Origin of the sequence: Demequina subtropica (genome assembly GCF_000971235.1) — a bacterium.
GTDB classification, from domain to species: Bacteria; Actinomycetota; Actinomycetes; order Actinomycetales; family Demequinaceae; genus Demequina; species Demequina subtropica.
This window is the reverse complement of the sequence record NZ_BBMB01000001.1, coordinates 170,992-189,813: the sequence shown is the minus strand read 5'-3', so window position 1 is coordinate 189,813 and position 18,822 is coordinate 170,992. Positions and strand designations below refer to the sequence as shown.

Below are 18,822 nucleotides of genomic sequence, written 5' to 3'. Positions count from 1 at the left end.
CGGGAGTGTTACGCCTCGGTCACGTCTTGCGCGAGCGCTTCGAGCACCGCGGCGAGCGCGGCCTCGACCGCGCCGGCCCTCACCGCGGCACGGTCGCCGGTCAGGCGACGATGCACCCGCAGCGCCCGCGCGGGCCCCGCGACGGCGAGGTGCACGGAGCCCACGGGGGCGCCATCGTGAGGCTCGGGGCCGGCGACGCCGGTGGTCGCGACGCCGATCGTCGCCCCCGTCGCCTCGCGCACGCCGCGCGCCATCGCCTCGGCCACCTCCGCGGAGACGAGGCCGTGATCCCGGATGAGGTCCGGGTCGACGCCGAGCAGGCGCACCTTCATGTCGGCGGTGTAGGCGACGACGCCGCCTCGCACCACGGCCGAGGCGCCGGGCACGTCCACGAGCGCCGAGCACAGCGCACCGCCGGTGAGCGACTCCGCCGTGGCGATCGTGAGGCCGCGCTCGCGCAGCGCCGCGACCACGGGCTCAGGCCGGGGCACGGCCATCCGCGCGCTGGCCCCGTGCCGCGTGCACGATCTTCACGGTGTAGTCGACGCCCGTGACGAGCGCGAGCGCCGTCGCGACGAGCAGGACCCACCACGCGGCCTGGTCGACCCATGCGGGAACGCCGGGGAGCAGGTAGAGCCAGATCGCCAGGAGCTGCGCCATGGTCTTGAGCTTGCCGCCAGGCGAGGCCGGGATCACGGTCCCCGCCGCGACCAGCAGGCGGCCCACGGTGACCCACAGCTCGCGCACCGCGATGATCGCGACCGGCCACCACGGCACGCCGTCCGTGATCACGAGCACCGCGAGGACGCCGAGCACCAGCGCCTTGTCGGCGATCGGGTCCGCGAGCTTCCCGAAGGGGCTCACGACCCCCCAACGGCGCGCCAGGTAGCCGTCGAAGAAGTCCGTCGCGGCGGCGATCATGAAGAGGACGAGCGCCCATACCCGCGCCACGCCCTCGTCGCCCCCGTCGACGAGCAGGAGCACGAGCACCACGGGCACCATCACGAGGCGCGCGACGGTGAGCACGTTCGGAACTGCGGAGGTCACGCACACACCCTAATGCGGACGCGGGTGCGAGGCGCGCCCCGCGGGCGCACGGCGGGTCGTCCGCGGCGCGGGATACTTGAGCCATGCCCCGCCCCACCCGCCATGGCCCCGCGCGCGCCTCCGCCGTCCCGCTCGGGCTCTCCCTCGCGACGGTGGCCGCGCTCGTCGTCGGCGCGACGGTCGGATGGACGGCGGGCAGCGGGGACGATGCGGACGAGGTGGGGGCGTCGCCGACCAACGCCGCCGTCACGATGCCCGAGCCGTCCGCGACGGCCGACGCCACGGAGCCCGAGGGCGCCGACCCGTCACCCGCATCGTCGCCGTCGCCCGCGGAGACGGAGACGGAGTCCGTCGCGCAGGACATCACCTTCTCGCTCGTCGCCGGCGGCGACGTGCTGCCGCACACCCCGGTCAACACCTCGGCGACCACGGCGGACGGCTACGACTACACGGCCCTGTTCGCGGGCATCGAGCCGTACATCGCGGGTGCCGACCTCGCGATCTGCCACATGGAGGTGCCAGTCTCCCCCGGCGACGGCAAGCCGTCGGGCTACCCCATCTTCTCCGCCCCCTCCGCGCTCGTGCGCGACCTCGCCGCGGTCGGCTGGGACGGCTGCTCGACCTCGTCGAACCACAGCGTGGACAAGGGCATGGCCGGCGTCACCGCGACGCTCGACGCGTTCGACGACGCCCTGCTCCAGCATGCGGGGACGGCGCGCAGCGAGAGCGAGTCCGAGCAGGTGTCGTACTACGTCGTCGGGGACGGCGACCGGCTGATCAAGGTCGCGCACCTCAGCTTCGCGTACGGCACCAACGGCATGCCCGTCGCCAACCCCTGGTCCGTCGACCTCTTCGACGCGGACGCCGAGGACGCCACGCCGATCATCGAGGCGGCGCAGCGCGCCCGCGACGACGGCGCCGACGTGGTGGTCGCCTCGGTCCACTGCTGCGTCGAGTACCGCACGACGCCCTCGGACGCGCAGCGCTCGATCGCGCAGCAGATCGCCGACTCCGGGCTGGTGGACCTCTACATCGGCCACCACGCTCACGTCCCCCAGCCGATCGAGCTGCTCCCGGGCGGACCGTCCGGCGATGGCATGTGGACGGCCTTCGGACTGGGGAACATGCTCTCGAACCAGGACTCGGTCTGCTGCGTCGCCGCCACCGCGAACGGCGTGCTGCTCGACGCGACCTTCACCGTGAGCCCCGAGGGCGACGTCGGCGTCGACGTCGGCTGGTTCGCGACGACGGTCGACAAGCGCGGGGGCCACCGCATCTACGCGCTCGCCGACATCCCCGACGGCGTGGGCACCCTGAGCGCGGGCGAGGTCGCCGCGCGGCACCAGGCCGTGCGCGAGGCGGTCGGGGACGATGCGCCCGAGGAGACCACGCCGCCCGCGAGCCTGGCTCAGCGCGCGAGCGCGCTGCTCACGCTCGCACCCACGGGCTGACCACCGACGCGCCCCGCACGGGTCCGGGCCGGCGCTGGGCCGCGAGCCGGACTGGAGCGCTCGCGGCACCGTAGCCGTCGTAGCCGCCACGCCGCTCGACGATCTCGACGAACACGCCGCCGACGATCGGCGAGTAGAAGTGCAGGAAGTCCCCGCGCGCGTCCCGGTCGTAGAACATGCCGAGCTCGCGCAGCTCGGAGAGCAGCGCAGCCTCGAGCGACGGCCCGAAGCGCGCGTCGAGGTCGTCGTAGTAGTTGTCGGGGACGGCCATCATCGGCAGGCCCGCGGCCCGTGCGCGCCGCGCCGCGGCGCGTGCGTCGTCGCAGCGGACCGCGATGTGACGCGCCGGCGGAGGCGCGGACGAGGGCGCGAGGTTGATCGGGATGCGGACCACGCCGTCCTCGGTGCGCATCACCTGGCTGCGCAGCAGCCCGAGCGGTCCCTGGACGTCCTCCGTCGACTCGGTCGCCAGCGACAGGACCGAGCTCGCGAACAGCACCGCCTCGTCGAAGTCCTGCCAGCGGTAGCCGAGGTTGACGTGGTCGACCACGCCCGCGAGCGGGCGCTCCACCGGTTCGCCACCCACGAACTCGCCTATCCACGAGAGGTCCTCGGGCCGGTCGTTCCAGTACACCTCGGTACCGTCCGGCGCGGCGACCGCCGGCAGCTCCTGCTCCCCCGCGTAGGTGCGCCGGAACACGGGCGGCGCGCCGAGCGCGCGGGCACGCGCCGCCGCCGCCCGCGCATCGTCCACGGTGAGCCCGAGCCCGGCGAGCGTCGGATGCTCCTCGGGGCGCTGCTCGTTGAGCACGATGCGCGCCTCGCCGGCGCTCCACAGCCGGACGGGCTTGCTGCGGTGGCGTCCGCGGAACGTGAAGCCGAGCTGGTCGAGCATCCCGTCGACCTGATCGAGCCGCTGCCCCGCGATCTCGACGAAGTCGACGCCGCGCGCGGGCTGCGGCGGCTCGAGCCGATCCGACGACCACCCCTCCCGGGCAGCCGTGCGGTCCGCGAGCCACGTGAGCGACCGGCGGGCGTGCGCCGCGGTGCGGACCACGTCCGTCTGCCGGAAGGTGTCGTTGAACACCTCGAGCGAGAGCGGGCCCGCGTAGCCGGCGCGGAGCACGTGCGCGAGGAAGCCGCTGAGGTCGAACGACCCCTCCCCGGGGAAGAGCCGGTGGTGCCGGCTCCACGACAGCACGTCCATCCGCAGCGCCGGGGCGTCCGCGAGCTGGAGGAAGAAGATCCTGTCGCCCTCGATCTCCTCGATGCCGCTCGGGTCGTGACCGCGCGAGAGGATGTGGAAGCTGTCCAGGCAGGTGCCGAGGTTCGGCCGGTCGGCGCGCTGCACCAGCCGCCACGCGTGGCGGTAGTCGTCCACGTACCGGCCCCACGCCAGCGCCTCGTAGGCGATGCGGACCCCCCGCGGCGCCGCGAGGTCCGCGAGCGCGGCGAGCTGGCGTGCCGCGACCGCATCGTCACCGATGGTCGCCGTGCCCGCGTTGCTGCACACGAGCAGCAGGTCGGCGCCCAGGCGCTCCATCACTGCGAGCTTCGCCTCGGCGCGGCGGAGGTTGTCGGCGAACGTCGCGTCGTCGACGCCCTCGAGGTCGCGGAACGGCTGAAACATCTCGATGCGCAGGCCCAGCCTGTCGCACAGCGCCCTGATCTCCTCCGGCGACTCGTGCGCGGCGACCAGGTCCGCGTCCATGATCTCGACGCCGTCGAAGCCCGCCGCGGCACACGCGTGCAGCTTCTCGACCAGCCCTCCGGAGAGGCAGACCGTCGCGATCGAGGTGCGCATGCTGGCAATGTAACAGACGGTACATAACAAGGTCACGATCCGGTCGCACCCCTTGCGCGGCTAATGTAACCACCGGTACGTTCACTCCTGGATGCCGACCCCGCGGCATCCGCGGAGGAGACAAGGACGTCTTCGTGACCGACAAGGACACATTCCGGCAGCCGTTCGCGGTGCTGCGCCGGCTCGGCGGCGTCATGGCCGCGATCGAGCTCACGCTCGGCGCGCTCGCCCTGCTCACCATCCTGGTGCTCGTGTTCTACCAGGCGTTGCAGCGCTACCTCCCCATCGACCAGATCGCGTGGACGGGCGAGATCTCCCGCTTCTCGCTCGTCTGGCTCACGTTCGTGGTGGCAGGGCTGCTGGTGTCGACGCGCGGCCACATCGCGCTCGAGATCGCCGATGCGATCCCGCACCCGATGGTGGTGCGCGCGGTCCAGGTCTTCGCGATGGCCGTGGTGGCCGCGACGGGGGTCGGCCTCACGCTCGAGGCCTGGGCCCTGGTGACCACGCAGGGGATCATCAAGTCGCCGGTGCTCCGGTGGCCCATGTCCTGGGTCTACCTGCCGGTGCTGCTCGGCGCGGCCTCCATCACGGTGCGCGCCGCGGTCGCCGCCGTGGACGTCGCGCTCCATGGACCGGTGCTGCGCGAGACCGAGGAGGCGGCCGCGTGACGCTCGCACTCATGGGCCTCGCGATCGCGGTGCTCCTTCATCTCCGGGTCCCCGTCGCTTTCGCCTTCCTTGGCCCGTCGCTCGTGTACATGGCCACGATCGGCCAGTCGACCGGCATGTCCCTGCGCAACGTCACCAACGCCGCGGCGAGCTTCCCCCTGCTGGCAGTTCCGCTGTTCGTGCTGCTCGGCACCCTGGCCAACCACGCGGGCATCGCGGAGCGCTTCTTCCGCTTCGCTCTCGCGCTGCTCGCCCGGGTGCGAGGAGGGCTCGGCTATGTGTCGGTGGGCACGAGCCTCGCCTTCTCCTGGATGAGCGGCTCCGCGGTCGCCGATGCGGCGGCACTGGGCAAGGTGCAGATCCCCGCGATGCTCAAGCACGGCTACAGCCGACGGTTCGCGACCGGCGTGTCGGCATCGTCGGCGCTCGTCGCGCCGATCATGCCGCCCTCGATCCCCGCGGTGATCTTCGCCGGCCTCGCGGCCGTCTCGACCGGCGCGCTCTTCGCGGCCTCCGTCCTGCCCGCGCTCGCGATCACGGTGGGCCTGTGCATCGTCGTGTTCATCCTGGTGCGCCGTCGCGAGACGGTGACCGCGGGCGCCTTCGACCGCCACGAGCTGCTGGAGTCCGCGCGCGGCGTGCTGCTGCCGATGCTCGCGCCGGTCATCATCCTCGGCGGCATCCTCGGCGGCTACTTCACCCCGACCGAGGCGGCCGCGGTGGGCGTGGTGTTCATCATCGTGGTCGGGGTGATCCAGCGCAGCCTGAGCCTGCGAGGATTCGTCGAGGCCGTCAAGGACGCCGTGACCACGACGGCGGGGATCATGCTGATCGTGGCGACGGCCTCGCTGCTCGGGTACATCCTCGCGCGCGAGCGCCTCCCGCAGATCCTCACGGAGCTCGCGCTGTCGATCACGTCGAGCGGCACGGTGTTCCTGGTGCTGGCCGCGCTCATGATGCTCGTGCTGGGCACCGTGATCGATGCGACCGCGATCCTGGTGCTGGTGGTGCCCATCGTGCTGCCGATCGCGAGCGAGTTCGGCGTCGACCCCATCGTGCTCGGCGTCGTGCTGATCCTCTCGCTGATGATCGGCCTGCTCACGCCGCCCGTCGGGACCGTGCTCTTCGTGACGGCAGCGGTGTCGCATACGCGCGTGGGCGAGGTGTTCCGCGGCACGCTCCCGTTCATCGTCCCGCTGCTCGCGATCGTGCTCATCGTGATCCTCGCGCCGGCGACGGTCCTGTGGCTGCCCGGGGTGCTGGGCCTATGACCACCGCACCGACCCGGAGGCCCGCCGTCCTGGTCGGGCTCATCGGCGAGGGCATCGGCCCGTCGCTCACGCCGGCGCTCCACGAGCTCGAGGGCGCGCGGCACGGCATGAGCTACGTCTACCGGACCATCGAGATCTCGTCGACGGAGGCGAGCCCGGCCGTGGTCGGGGCCTTGCTCGAGGCCGCCCGGAGGCTCGGCTACGACGGCCTCAACATCACCCACCCCGCGAAGCAGACGGTGATGCCGCTGCTCGACGCGCTCGCGCCGAGCGCGGCGGCCGTCGGCGCCGTCAACACCGTGGTGTTCGACGGCGGTCGCGCCGTCGGCCACAACACCGACGTCACCGGCTTCGGCGCCGCGATGGACGATGCGCTGGCGGGTTGCGCCCGGGACCGCGTGGTGATGCTCGGGGCGGGCGGCGCGGGCGCCGCGGTCGCACGAGCCCTGCTCGACCGCGAGGTCGGGGACCTGGTCGTGGTGGACGTCGACCCCGAGCGCGCCGCCTCGCTCGCGGAGGCGACCGGCGCCCGGCATGCCACGCCGGAGGCGCTCCCGCGCCTCCTCGGCGACGCGGACGGGCTGGTCAACGCGACCCCGATCGGCATGGCGGCGCACCCCGGCGCGGCCGTGGACCTCGCGCTGCTCGCTCCGCGGATGTTCGTCGCCGACATCGTCTACCGACCGGTCGAGACCGCGTTGCTGACCGCCGCTCGTGCACGAGGATGCCGCGTCATGGCCGGCACCGGGATGGCGATGCACCAGGCCGCCGAGGCCTTCGAGATCTTCACCGGGGAGCACGCCGATCGACGAGCGATGCTCGCCGATCTCACAGACCTGATCGCCGCCGAGGCGGCTGGGGTACCCGCACCGCGGGACCAGAGGAAGGGAGAGGGAGAATGACCGCAACACGAGCCCGGCGATCGATGTGGATCGCCATGGCGACCGTGCCAGCGCTGATGCTGGCCGCATGCTCCGGAGGCGACTCCGAGAGCCCGTCCGACGAGCCGACCACCGGGAGCACCGGTGGCACGGGCGGCGGGACGACCGAGTCCGTCGAGCTGACGCTCGCGCACAGCTACACCGAGGACCAGCCCCAGCACCGCTGCGGCGCGCAGATCATCGCGGACGATGTGGCGGCGGCCGACGTCGGCCTGTCCATCGAGATCTTCCCCGCGAGCCAGCTCGGGGGCGACGCCGACCGCATCGCCTCGGTGGTCTCCGGCGACATCGACATGGACATCCAGGGAGCCTCGGCGCTCGGAGCCGTGTACGAGCCGATCAGCGTGATGGACGCGGCGTTCGGCTTCGACGACCCCGACCACCTCGCGGCCTTCATGGCGTCCGACGAGTCGGCGGTGCTGGTCGACGGCTTCAAGGAGGCCGCCGGCGTCCAGGTGATCGGCGTGTGGTCGGCGGGCGCGCGCCAGTTCACCACGAACGACGCGCCGATCCGCACCCCCGAGGACCTCGCCGGGGTGCGGATGCGCTTCCCCGGCTCGCCTCAGTACCTGCTCAACGCGCAGGCGCTCGGCGCCACGGCGACCGAGGTGGCGTACGAGGAGCTGTACCTCGCGCTCCAGAACGGCACGGTGGACGGGCAGGAGAACCCCATCACGAACATCGTGGCGCAGAACTTCGCCGAGGTGCAGGACTACCTCAGCATGTCCGCGCACCAGCTCAACACCAACCTGGTGATCATGGGACCGATCTGGGACGAGCTCTCAGCCGAGCAGCAGGAGGCGCTCACCGCGGCCACGGAGCACGCGGTCACGGAGGTGACCTCGTGCGTGGCCGAGGAAGAGGAGGCCACGCTCGAGGAGTGGCGCAACGGCGACGAGTGGGAGGTCGTCGAGGACGTCGACCGCGACGCGTTCTCCGAGATGGCAGAGGCCTTCTTCATGGAGACCTACACGGGTGACTCCCTCGCCGTCTACGAGGCGATGCGCGCGACCGCGGGCTGACCTGAACGGCCCCGACACGATGGCGCGCAGCGTGCCCACCGTCATGGGCGTGGTGCCGGGCGAGACGCTCGGCACCACGCTCATGCACGAGCACCTGTTCGTCCTCGATCCGGGGCTCGACCGCGACCTGCCCCATCCGGAGTGGGACGACGAGCGGGCCGTGGCGGAGGCGGTCGCGCTGCTCACGCGGCTGGCCTCGCTCGGGATCGGCACCGTCGTGGACCTCACCGTGCCCGGGCTGGGCCGGGACGTCGCACGGGTGCAGCGCGTCGCGGCGCTCGTGCCCGTCCGCATCGTCGTCGCGACGGGCTGGTACACCGCGACCTCCCTGCCGCCGTACTTCGGCACGCACGGCCCCGGCCGCCTCGTGGGGGGCCCCGACCCGCTCGAGCGGCTCATGGTGCAGGACCTGGAGACGGGCATCGCCGGCACGGGCGTGCGCGCGGGGGTCATCAAGCTGGTCTCCGACTCCCCCGGGATGACCGCGGACGTCGCGCGCGTCTTCGCCGCAGGCGCCGCCGCGCACCGCCGCACGGGCGCGCCCGTCATGACCCACTCCGACGCGGCCTCACGGGGAGGCCTGGAGCAGCAGGACGTCCTCGCGGCGGCAGGGGTCGACCTCGAGAGGGTCGTCATCGGCCACTGCGGCGACTCGCAGGACCTCGACTACCTCATGCGGATCGCGGACCGGGGATCGTCCCTGGGATTCGACCGCTTCGGCATGGCGCACACGCAGTCCGACGAGGCGCGGATCGCGACCCTGCTCGCGCTCCTCGAGCGCGGCTACGCCGGACGCATCGTCCTGTCGCACGATGCGGCGGTGTTCTCCCGCGTGACGCCGCCGTCGTGGCGCGCGCGGGCCGCGCCGCACTGGCGGATGGACCACCTGTCGACCACCGTGCTGCCCGCGCTACGCGCCGCCGGGATCCCGCAGAGCACGCTCGACACGATCATGATCGACAACCCCCGACACCTCCTGGAGGGACCATGACACGCCATCGCCCGCCGGCCGCCGGGCCCGTGCTCGGTAGGCTGACGCCGTGACCGACACGATGCCGCGACGGCGCGACGCCGAGCGCACGCGGGCCGAGCTGCTCGACGTCGCGACCCAGGTGTTCGCGGCGACGGGCTACGCGGGCACCCGCGTCGACGACATCGCCGCCCGGACGCGCACGACGAAGCGGATGATCTACTACTACTTCGGGTCCAAGGAGAAGCTCTACCTGGCCGTGCTCGAGAACGCCTACCGCGGCATCCGTGCCGCGGAGCGCGCCCTCCATCCGGGAGACCTGGCGCCGCTCGAGGCGGTGCGCCGCATCGCCGAGCTCACGTACGACCATCACCTCGACCACTCGGAGTTCATCCGGCTCGTGTCGATCGAGAACATCCACCACGGCAGGTACATCGCACGCCTGGGCTCGCTGCGCGAGATCAACCGGGACGCGCTCGGCATCCTCGACGCGGCCCTGGAGCGGGGGCGCGCCCAGGGCCTCATCCGCGACGACGTCGACGCGCTGGACGTGCACCTGGTGATCAGCTCCTACTGCTTCTTCCAGGTGGCGAACCGGCACACGTTCGGCCACCTGTTCGCCCGCGACCTGCTCGATCCCGCGTTGCGCGACCACCATCGCACCATCATCGGCGACGTGGTCGCCGCATGGCTGAGCGCGGCTCCGTCGGAGCCGCCCGCGGCGACCGACGGCTCTCATGGCAGCGGCGGCTGACGGCGAGCTCGCGCGGGGCCTCGCGGTGATCCGCGCGTTCGACGCCGCGGCGCAGATGCTCACCGCCGAGGAGGTCGCGGACAGGGCGGGCCTCGACCCCGACGACGCCGCGCACCTCCTGGGCGTGCTCACGTCGCTCGGCTACCTCGAAGCGGAGGCGCGCGCCTTCCGCCTCACCCCGCGCGTGCTCGGTCTGGGGATCGGGTACCTCTCCTCGCTCGTGCTGCCGCGGATCGCGCAGCCGCATCTCGACGCCCTCGCGAGCGAGCTCGGCGAGTCGGTCTCGGCGGCGGTGCTCGACGGTGCGTCCATCGTCTACGTCGCGCGCGCGGCGGTGCCGGGTGCTGCGGCCACCCACGTGACGATCGGGACGCGGCTCCCCGCCCATGCCGCGGCGATGGGCAGGGCGATGCTCGCCCAGCTTCCCGCGGAGGACTGGGACGCGCGGCTCGAGGCCACGGGGCTCGAGCCGCTCACGTCGCGCACCGTCACGCGCCTCGAGGACCTGCGCGTCTCCTTGCGCGCCACGCTCCCGCGCGGCTGGTGCGAGGTCGACGGCGAGGTCGAGCACGGCCTGCGCTCGGTGGCCGTGCCCGTGCACGGGCTCCGGGGCGTGGCCGCAGCGATCGGCGTCACGACCCCGTCCGGGCGGGGCGACGCACGGGGTCTCGCCGAGCGCCTCGCCGAGACCGTGCGAGCGATCGAGGACGAGCTGCGGGCGGTCGACCTCGCGCGTCCAGAGAGCTGAGCGCCGTCGCGTACCCCCGCGCGCACGGGCCTCGCAGGGCGGGCCCGGCGCGAGCCGTCAGGAAAAGTCACACGGTGCCGCGATAATTCCTCGGTGACCTCTCCCGACCGCACCGTCCCCTCGCGCGCGCTTCGCACGTCGCTCGCATCCGCCGCGCTCGTCGCGGCGATCGCCGTCGGGCTCGCCCTCAGCGCCGGGGCGACGCAGGACGATGCGGTCACGCCTGACGCGGCAGCGGCCTCACCCGCCGCGGTCGCGCTCCCGAGCCCGGCGCCCACCGCGACCGAGGCGTCGGCCTCCCCCTCCCCGTCCGCGTCCCCCGCCCCGTCCGCCACCCCGGGCCCGGTGCGGTTCACGCTGGTCGCCGGCGGGGACGTGCTCCCGCATGGCTCGGTCAACGCCTCGGCCTCGACCGCGGACGGCTACGACTACACCGCCCTGATGGAGGGCGTCCGCCCCTACATCGAGGGCGCCGACCTCGCGCTGTGCCACATGGAGGTGCCCGTGGCCCCGGAGGGCACGCGCCCCTCCGACCACCCGATCTTCGCCGCGCCGCCCGAGCTGGTGCGCGACCTGGGCGCCGTGGGCTGGGATGGCTGCTCCACCGCCTCGAACCACAGCGTGGACCAGGGCACGGCAGGCGTCGCGGCGACGCTCGCGGCGTTCGACGACGCCCTCATGCAGCATGCCGGCACCGCGCGCACGGAGGCCGAGTCCGAGCGGACCTCGTTCTACGTGGTCCAGGACGGCGACACGCTCGTCAAGGTGGCGCACCTGAGCTTCACGTGGAGCACCAACGGCCTCCCCGTGAGCGCGCCCTGGCAGGTCGGCACGGTCAACGTCCACGCCGCGGACGCCACGCCCATCGTCGAGGCGGCGCAACGCGCTCGCGACGAGGGAGCGGACGTGGTGGTCGCGTCGGTGCACTGCTGCGTCGAGTACGAGACGGAGCCGACGGCCGCCCAACGAGCGCTCGCGACCAAGGTCGCGGAGTCGGGCCTGGTCGACCTGTACATCGGCCACCACGCCCACGTGCCGCAGCCCATCGAGCTGCTGCCGGGCGGCCCCACGGGAGAGGGCATGTGGACGGCGTTCGGCCTCGGCAACTTCCTGTCCAGCCAGGGTGCCGACTGCTGCGCGCCGGCGTCGACGTCCGGGGTGCTCCTCGCGACGACGTTCACCGTCGCCCCCGGCGGAGCCGTCGCGGTCGAGGCCGGATGGGTGCCGATCACGGTGGACCGCAGCAGCGCGCATGCGATGCACGTGCTCACCGCGATCCCCGACGGTGCGGGCACCCTGAGCGCTGCCGAGGTGGCGGCCCGCCTGGCGATGATGCGCGACGCCGTCGGGGATGCCGCGACCGAGCTCACCGCTCCTCCAGGGCGGCGCGCTGAGCACGCCTTCCCGCTCCTCGACCCCGCGCCGGCCGCGTAGCGGCATCGGCGCGGCCGCGCTACCGGTCGCGGAAGATCGCGTCGGGCTCGGCCGGACGCGGGTCGATGAGGCTCGAGCCGGTGAAGGGGTGCTGCGCGAGCACGGTCGCGGCGGGCTGCGCCACGCCGAATAGCCAGCCCTGGCCGTAGCGCCAGCCGCAGTCCGCGAGGAACTCCGCCTGCGCCTCCGTCTCGATGCCCTCCGCGATGGTCGCGAGGCCCAGCTCGCGCGCGAGGGCACCGAGCGCGCGGGACACGCGCGCTCCCGCCGGGTCCTCGGGGATTCCCGCCACGAAGGACATATCGAGCTTCACGCCGGAGACCGGGAGGTCGCGCAGGTAGGACAGCGGGGATACCCCGGTCCCGAAGTCGTCGAGCAGGATGGGCACGCCGGCGTTGCGCAGCTCGGTGAGCTCGTGCCGGATGCGGGTGTTCGGCGCCACGAGCGAGGCCTCCGTGAGCTCGACCACGACGCGCTGAGGGCTGAGGTGGTAGCGCCCGATGGAGGCGAGCACGCCATCGGCGAAGGCCGAGTCGCCCAGCTGGTCGGCGGAGACGTTGAGCGACACCCAGGTGGTGTCGGAGGGCGTGCGCGAGAGGAACTGCGCGGCCTGCTCGACCAGCGCCGCGCCGGCGGTCGCCGCGAGGCCCTTGTCGCTGATGAGCGGCAGGAAGGCGCCCGGCAGCAGCAGGCCCCGCGTGGGGTGCTGCCACCGCACGAGCGCCTCGTAGCCCACCACGGTGCGCGTGGCGAGCTCGAGGATCGGCTGGTAGTGGAGCACCAGGTCGCCGTGCTCGATCGCGCGTGCCAGCTCGGCGGCGAGCGCCGAGTGGTGGTCGTCGGCGACGCGCATCGACGGCTCGAAGACCTCGGTGCGGCTCTTCCCCGCGGCCTTGGCGCGGTACATCGCCGCGTCGGCGGCGGTGAGCAGGCTCGCCCCACCGCCCGCGATGGTCTCCTCATCCGCCATCGCGATGCCGAGCGACGCGGCGAGCTGGAGCTGGTGGCGCTTGACCGCGAGCGGCTTGCGCATGCCCTCGTGGATCGCCGCCGCGATCTCGACGAGCGCCTTCGAGCAGTCCGGGTCGTGGACGGCGATGACGAACTCGTCGCCGCCCAGGCGCGCCACCGTGCCGCGGCCTCCCGTGGCCGCACGCAGCACCCCGGCGACGTGCACGAGCGCGCTGTCGCCGGCGGCGTGCCCGAACCTGTCGTTGAGGCCCTTGAAGCCGTCGAGGTCGACCGCGATGACGCCCACGCGGGTGTCGGCATCGGGCTTGGCCAGGAGCTCCTCGAGGACGTCGTTGAACAGGTTGCGGTTGGCGAGCCCCGTGAGCGGGTCGTGCATCGCACGATGCTGCATGAGCTCCGAGCGCATCCGCACCTCGGTGGTGTCGCGGACGTGGACCACGTAGTGGTCCGGCGCGCCGCCCGCGTAGCGGACCATCGCGACCTCGAGCACGGCCCAGACGACGTTCCCGTCCGCCTTGACGTAGCGCTTCTCCACCGAGAACCGGTTCTGGTGGCCGTCGTACAGGCGCTGCAGCTGGTCGCGCTCGGCGTGGAGGTCCTGCGGGTGCGACAGCGCGCTGAACGGCGTGCCGCGCAGCGCCGCCACCGTCGACCCCATCATCTCCGCGAACGCGCGGTTGACCTCCATGAGCCGCCACTCGAGGTCGACCAGCGCCATGCCCGTGGGCGCGTTCTCCATCGCCCGACGGAACTGGGCGTCCGAGCGGCTCAGCGCCTCGGCGGCCTCGCGCAGCCCCGTGGTGTCCATCACCGTGATGATGCGCACCTGCTGGCCGTCGCCCGGGTCCTGCACCTTGCGCGAGCGCACATGCAGCCAGCGGATGTCCTCGGCGCCGCGACGTCCCGGCACCCCGATGACACGAGGCCGCCCGTCGTCGGTCGGCGCGAACGCGTCCGCGGGCAGCAGCGGGCGGAGGTTCGAGTCGACCGCGCGCACCGGGATGCGGTTGAGCGCCGTGCCCGTCGCGTCCGAGGCGCTGAGGCCCAGGATCGCGCACGCGATGTCGGAGATGAGGGCGACCTCGCCGTCCTCGGTCACCAGCAGCACGCCGTCGCGCGACGAGGTCATGACCGCGTCGAACTGGTGGCGCAGGCGACGCTCGCGGGCCAGGGCGCGGTCCCGTGCCGCGCGCTCGCGACCGGACCGCCAGAAGAAGTAGAACGCGCACAGCGCGAGCAGGACGAGGAGCGCGCCGACCCCGGCGACGAACGCCGGCTGCGCGAAGAGCTCTAGGACTCCACCCATTCCTCGTCCTCAGCATCGGGGTTGACGGCGGCCGTGCTTACCGTAGCGCCTCCGTCGCCCCGCAGGACAGCCAGGGTGGATGCCAGCTCGTCCGGTGTGACCAACACGTCACGCGCCTTCGATCCCTGGGAGGGGCCGACGATCTCGCGGGTCTCGAGGAGATCCATGAGCCGGCCGGCCTTGGCGAAGCCCATCTTGAGCTTGCGCTGGAGCATCGACGTCGAGCCCAGCTGCGTCGTGATGACCAGCTCGGCCGCCTGCAGCAGGTCGTCGAGATCGTCGCCGATGTCCTCCGCGACCGCCGCGGTCCCGGTCGCCGCCTGCGTGACGTCGTCGCGGTACTCGGGGTCCGCCTGACGCTTCGCGTGGTCGACGGCCCCGTGGATCTCGGTCTCCGTCACCCAGGAGCCCTGGACACGCATCGGCTTGCTCTCGCCCATCGGCAGGAACAGGGCGTCGCCCTGGCCGATGAGCTTCTCCGCGCCGGGGGTGTCGAGGACCACGCGCGAGTCGGCGAGCGAGGAGGTCGCGAACGCGAGACGCGACGGCACGTTCGCCTTGATGGTTCCCGTGATGATGTCGACCGACGGGCGCTGCGTCGCGAGCACCAGGTGGATGCCCGCTGCGCGCGCGAGCTGCGTGATGCGCTGGATCGACTCCTCGACGTCGCGCGGCGCGACCATCATGAGGTCCGCGAGCTCGTCGACGATCACGAGCAGGTACGGGTAGGTCTTGATCCTGCGCTCGGAGCCCGGGAGCGGCTTGACCTTGCCCGCCCGCACGGCCTTGTTGAAGTCGTCGATGTGCTTGTACCCGAACAGCGCGAGGTCGTCGTAGCGCATGTCCATCTCCTTCACCACCCACTCGAGGGCCTGCGCGGCCTTCTTCGCATCGGTGATGATGGGCGTGATGAGGTGCGGGATGCCCTCGTAGATGGTGAGCTCGACGCGCTTCGGGTCGACGAGGACCATGCGCACCTCGTTCGGCGTGGCACGCATGAGGATCGACGTGATGAGCGAGTTGACGAACCCCGACTTGCCGGCGCCCGTGGCGCCCGCGACCAGCAGGTGCGGCATCTTCGCGAGGTTCGCCATGACGTAGCCGCCTTCGACGTCCTTGCCGATGCCGATCGCCATGGGGTGGTCGTTGCGCTGCGCGACCGACGAGCGCAGCACGTCGCCGAGCGCGACGGTCTCGCGGTCGACGTTGGGGATCTCGATGCCGATGGCCGACTTGCCGGGGATGGGCGACAGGATCCGCACGTCCGCGCTGGCGACCGCGTACGCGATGTTCTTGCTCAGCTGCGTGATCTTCTCGACCTTGACGCCCGCGCCGAGCTCGACCTCGTAGCGCGTGACGGTCGGGCCGCGGGTGAAGCCCGTGACCTCCGCGTCGACGCCGAACTGCTGGAGCACGTCGCGCAGCGCCGCGACCACGCGGTCGTTCGCGGCCGAGCGCTCCTTGTGCGGGGCGCCCTTCGCGAGGATCTCGAGCGACGGGAGCACGTACGGGCTCGAGTTCTCCAGGACGCCCTGCTCGCCGTCCGGCACGATGCTGGTGGTGGCGGGCGCGGCGTGCTCGTCCGCGGCGACGGCGATCGCCTGGGTCGGGACGTCCTCCGGCGCGGGCTCCTCGTCCCACGGCGCGGACTCCTCGATCGCGCCGAAGTCGTACGGCGAGATCACCTCGGTGACGGGGACCTGGCCGCCGTCCGGGTCGATGATGTCGTCGAACTCGGTGCGGTCCACCTGGGCGGCGTGCGCGAACGCCTCGTCGGCCTCGTACTCGTCGATCGTCGCCTCGCCCGGCTGCTCTCCGTGCAGCGCGCGGTCGATCATGCGCTTCGCGCGGCCCTTCGCGGGCTTGAGGACCTTGGTCTTCTCACCCGGGCGCTCGAGGGTGCGGTGCTCCGGGAGGTCGAGCTCGCCCGAGCCGGTGTCCTCGCCGTCGCCGTCGGCACGGACCTTGCCCGTGACCTCGGCCACCCAGGCGACCGCCTCCCGCACGGAGACGCCGAAGATGATGAGCACGGACAGCACCGCGAGCAGCACCAGGACCACGATCGCGAGCGGGACGGTCACCAGCGACGCGAGGGGCGTGCCGATGAGGTAGCCCAGCACCCCGCCGGCCTCCTGGAGCCCCTGGGCGCCGTCCGTCGGTCCGGGCTGGCCCTTCGCGAGGTGGATGATCGAGTCGACCATGATCGCGAGCAGCAGCACACCGAACGTGATGCGGTGGTTGGTGCCCTCCTCCTGCGGGGCGCGCATGAGCCTCACCGCGATGACGGCGAGCACGACGGGCACCCCGTAGGCGAGGACGCCGAACGCGCCCGCGACCACCCAGTGGATCCCGGTGCCCGCCCAGCTCGGCAGCTCGAACCACTCCCGCGCCGCGACCAGGATCGCGAGGATGATCAGCGTGATCGCGATGCCGTCGCGGCGGACGGCGGGCGGCACGTCGCGCGCGCCGTGGCCGATGCTGCGGACGCCGGAGCCGACGGCGTTGGCCGTGCCACGGCCGATCGCGGCGATCGCGCGCAGGAGGGCGGGAGGCCGGCGCTTGGCCTGCGCTGCCGAGCGCGAGCTCGACGACGAGGAGCGCTTCGCCTGCTGCGTCCTCGGCGCGGGTCGTGACTGTCGCGTCTGTGCCATGGCACAGCACGGTAGTGCCCCGAGGGGGACGCGTGGTGTTGCCACCCCGCCCGGACCCGCATCGTCCCCGGAAGGGACGATGCGGGACGCGGTTCAGGCCTCGATGACGATCGGGACGATCATGGGGCGTCGGCGCAGCTTGGTGCCCACGAACCGCCCCAGGACGCGTCGCGCGACCTGCTGGAGCTGGTGGGTGTCGGTCGAGCCGCCGCGTGCGGCGTCCTCGATCGCCTTCTTGATCTCGGGGAGTATCGCGTCGAAGACCGCGTCGCCCTCCGCGAGGCCGCGCGCGTGCACCTCCGGGCCCGAGACCACGCGGCCGTTGCTCGAGTCGACCACCGCGAACACGGACACGAAGCCCTCCTCCGAGAGGATGCGGCGGTCCTTGAGCTCGGCGTCGGTGATCTCGCCGATCGACGATCCGTCGACGTAGACGTTGTGCACCTCGACCGCGCCGACCACGCGGGCCACGCCGTCCTTGAGGTCCACCACGGTGCCGTTCTCCGCGAACATCACGTTCTCGTGCGGGATGCCGGTCTTCATGGCGAGGTGCCCGTTGGCCAGCAGGTGACGGACCTCGCCGTGGATCGGCATCACGTTCTTGGGGCGCAGGATGTTGTAGCAGTACAGCAGCTCGCCCGCGCTCGCGTGGCCGGAGACGTGGACGCGCGCGCTGCCCTGGTGGACCACCGTGGCACCCAGGCGCATGAGCCCGTTGATGACGCGGAAGACCGCGTTCTCGTTGCCCGGGATCAGGGACGAGGCGAGGATCACCAGATCCCCCTCCCCCACGGTCACCTTGTGGTCGCCGCTGGCCATGCGGCTCAGCGCGGCCATCGGCTCGCCCTGCGATCCGGTGGACATGTAGACCACCTGCTCGCCGGGCATGTCGTCGGCCTTCTTGGGGTCGATGAGGATGCCGTCGGGCACGCGCAGGTAGCCCATGTCCGCCGCGATGCCCATGTTGCGCACCATCGACCGGCCCACGAACGCCACCCTGCGGCCGTGCGACTCGGCGGCGTCGATGACCTGCTGGACGCGGTGCACATGGCTCGCGAAGGACGCCACCACGATGCGCCCGGTCGCCTGCATGAACAGGCGGTCCAGGACGGGGCCGATCTCGACCTCCGCCGTGGTGAAGCCCGGGACCTCGGCGTTGGTGGAGTCCACCTGGAAGACGTCGACGCCCTCCTCGCCCAGGCGCGCGAAGCCGCGCAGGTCGGTGATGCGGCCGTCGAGCGGCAGCTGGTCCATCTTGAAGTCGCCGGTGTTGAGCACCGTGCCCGCGGAGGTGCGCACGAAGACCGCGAGCGCGTCCGGGATCGAGTGGTTCACCGCGAGGAACTCGAGGTCGAAGATGCCGATCTTCTCGCGCTGCCCCTCCTTGACCGCGAGCGTCACGGGGCTGATGCGGTGCTCGCGGAGCTTCGCCTCGACGAAGGCGAGCGTGAGCTGCGAGCCCAGGATCGGGATGTCGCGGCGCATGCGCAGCAGGTACGGGACGGCGCCGATGTGGTCCTCGTGGCCGTGCGTGAGCACGATCGCCTCGACGTCGTCCAGCCGGTCCTCGATGTAGCTGAAGTCGGGAAGGATCAGGTCGACGCCGGGCTGGTGGTCCTCGGGGAAGAGCACGCCGCAGTCGATGATGAGCAGGCGCCCGTCGAGCTCGAGCACGTGCATGTTGCGGCCCACCTCGCCCAGGCCGCCGAGCGGGACGAGCCGGAGGGTGCCGGGTTCGAGCGCGGGGGGCGGGAGCAGGTCGGGATTGAAGGTCATGCGG

General features: G+C 72.5%; 15 protein-coding genes. 9 read left to right on the top strand and 6 right to left on the bottom strand.

Going from position 1 to position 18,822, the window contains the following annotated elements; genetic code table 11:
- Positions 1–8: 8 nt before the first annotated feature.
- Both AOM06_RS00930 and pgsA read right to left on the bottom strand, forming a co-directional pair.
- The gene (locus AOM06_RS00930; RefSeq protein WP_062301337.1) at positions 9–497 is read right to left on the bottom strand and encodes a CinA family protein; all 489 of its coding nucleotides are present in this window, start codon (positions 495–497) and stop codon (positions 9–11) included.
- Entirely contained in the window at positions 478–1,047 is a 570-nt protein-coding gene (pgsA, locus tag AOM06_RS00925; RefSeq protein WP_228372804.1) for a CDP-diacylglycerol--glycerol-3-phosphate 3-phosphatidyltransferase, read from the bottom strand. The genes AOM06_RS00930 and pgsA overlap by 20 nt, the downstream gene beginning before the upstream one ends.
- Before the next feature lie 83 nt (positions 1,048–1,130).
- On the opposite strand from pgsA, the gene AOM06_RS00920 reads away from it, so the two are divergent.
- Complete coding sequence (locus AOM06_RS00920; RefSeq protein ID WP_082105187.1) at positions 1,131–2,498, top strand: CapA family protein; 1,368 nt, start codon at positions 1,131–1,133, stop codon at positions 2,496–2,498.
- Here the strand turns inward: AOM06_RS00920 and AOM06_RS00915 are convergent.
- On the bottom strand, positions 2,476–4,302 hold the full coding sequence (locus AOM06_RS00915) for a sugar phosphate isomerase/epimerase and 4-hydroxyphenylpyruvate domain-containing protein (RefSeq protein ID WP_062301335.1): 1,827 nt from the start codon (positions 4,300–4,302) through the stop codon (positions 2,476–2,478). The genes AOM06_RS00920 and AOM06_RS00915 overlap by 23 nt on opposite strands.
- A gap of 134 nt (positions 4,303–4,436) precedes the next feature.
- Between AOM06_RS00915 and AOM06_RS00910 the strand changes: the two genes are divergently transcribed.
- The 8 genes from AOM06_RS00910 to AOM06_RS00875 all read left to right on the top strand — a co-directional run bounded on the left by AOM06_RS00910 (position 4,437) and on the right by AOM06_RS00875 (position 12,113).
- A complete protein-coding gene (locus AOM06_RS00910) occupies positions 4,437–4,973 on the top strand; it encodes a TRAP transporter small permease (RefSeq protein ID WP_062301333.1) in 537 nt (178 codons plus the stop codon).
- On the top strand, positions 4,970–6,244 hold the full coding sequence (locus tag AOM06_RS00905) for a TRAP transporter large permease (protein WP_062301331.1): 1,275 nt from the start codon (positions 4,970–4,972) through the stop codon (positions 6,242–6,244). The genes AOM06_RS00910 and AOM06_RS00905 overlap by 4 nt, the downstream gene beginning before the upstream one ends.
- A complete protein-coding gene (locus tag AOM06_RS00900; RefSeq protein WP_062301329.1) occupies positions 6,241–7,146 on the top strand; it encodes a shikimate dehydrogenase in 906 nt (301 codons plus the stop codon). Before AOM06_RS00905 ends, AOM06_RS00900 begins: the two co-directional genes overlap by 4 nt.
- A gap of 35 nt (positions 7,147–7,181) precedes the next feature.
- Positions 7,182–8,207 carry a DctP family TRAP transporter solute-binding subunit gene (locus AOM06_RS00895; protein ID WP_228372803.1) on the top strand — a complete coding sequence of 342 codons (1,026 nt, stop codon included), beginning with the start codon at positions 7,182–7,184 and terminating at the stop codon, positions 8,205–8,207.
- 31 nt (positions 8,208–8,238) lie between these two features.
- Positions 8,239–9,198 carry a phosphotriesterase family protein gene (locus AOM06_RS00890; RefSeq protein WP_228372802.1) on the top strand — a complete coding sequence of 320 codons (960 nt, stop codon included), beginning with the start codon at positions 8,239–8,241 and terminating at the stop codon, positions 9,196–9,198.
- Between the two features lie 49 nt (positions 9,199–9,247).
- Entirely contained in the window at positions 9,248–9,931 is a 684-nt protein-coding gene (locus tag AOM06_RS00885) for a TetR/AcrR family transcriptional regulator (protein ID WP_228372801.1), read from the top strand.
- A complete protein-coding gene (locus tag AOM06_RS00880) occupies positions 9,915–10,679 on the top strand; it encodes an IclR family transcriptional regulator domain-containing protein (RefSeq protein WP_082105183.1) in 765 nt (254 codons plus the stop codon). Before AOM06_RS00885 ends, AOM06_RS00880 begins: the two co-directional genes overlap by 17 nt.
- Positions 10,680–10,772: 93 nt before the next feature.
- Positions 10,773–12,113: a CapA family protein gene (locus tag AOM06_RS00875; protein ID WP_082105181.1), complete on the top strand. Its 1,341-nt coding sequence runs from the start codon at positions 10,773–10,775 to the stop codon at positions 12,111–12,113.
- Between the two features lie 19 nt (positions 12,114–12,132).
- Here AOM06_RS00875 and AOM06_RS00870 read toward each other — a convergent pair whose 3' ends face one another.
- From AOM06_RS00870 to AOM06_RS00860, 3 genes are all read right to left on the bottom strand, one after another.
- Entirely contained in the window at positions 12,133–14,391 is a 2,259-nt protein-coding gene (locus tag AOM06_RS00870; RefSeq protein ID WP_082105180.1) for a putative bifunctional diguanylate cyclase/phosphodiesterase, read from the bottom strand.
- Entirely contained in the window at positions 14,376–17,042 is a 2,667-nt protein-coding gene (locus AOM06_RS00865; RefSeq protein ID WP_082105178.1) for an FtsK/SpoIIIE family DNA translocase, read from the bottom strand. The genes AOM06_RS00870 and AOM06_RS00865 overlap by 16 nt, the downstream gene beginning before the upstream one ends.
- 93 nt (positions 17,043–17,135) lie before the next feature.
- Complete coding sequence (locus AOM06_RS00860; RefSeq protein WP_062301324.1) at positions 17,136–18,818, bottom strand: ribonuclease J; 1,683 nt, start codon at positions 18,816–18,818, stop codon at positions 17,136–17,138.
- Between the last annotated feature and the right edge of the window lie 4 nt (positions 18,819–18,822).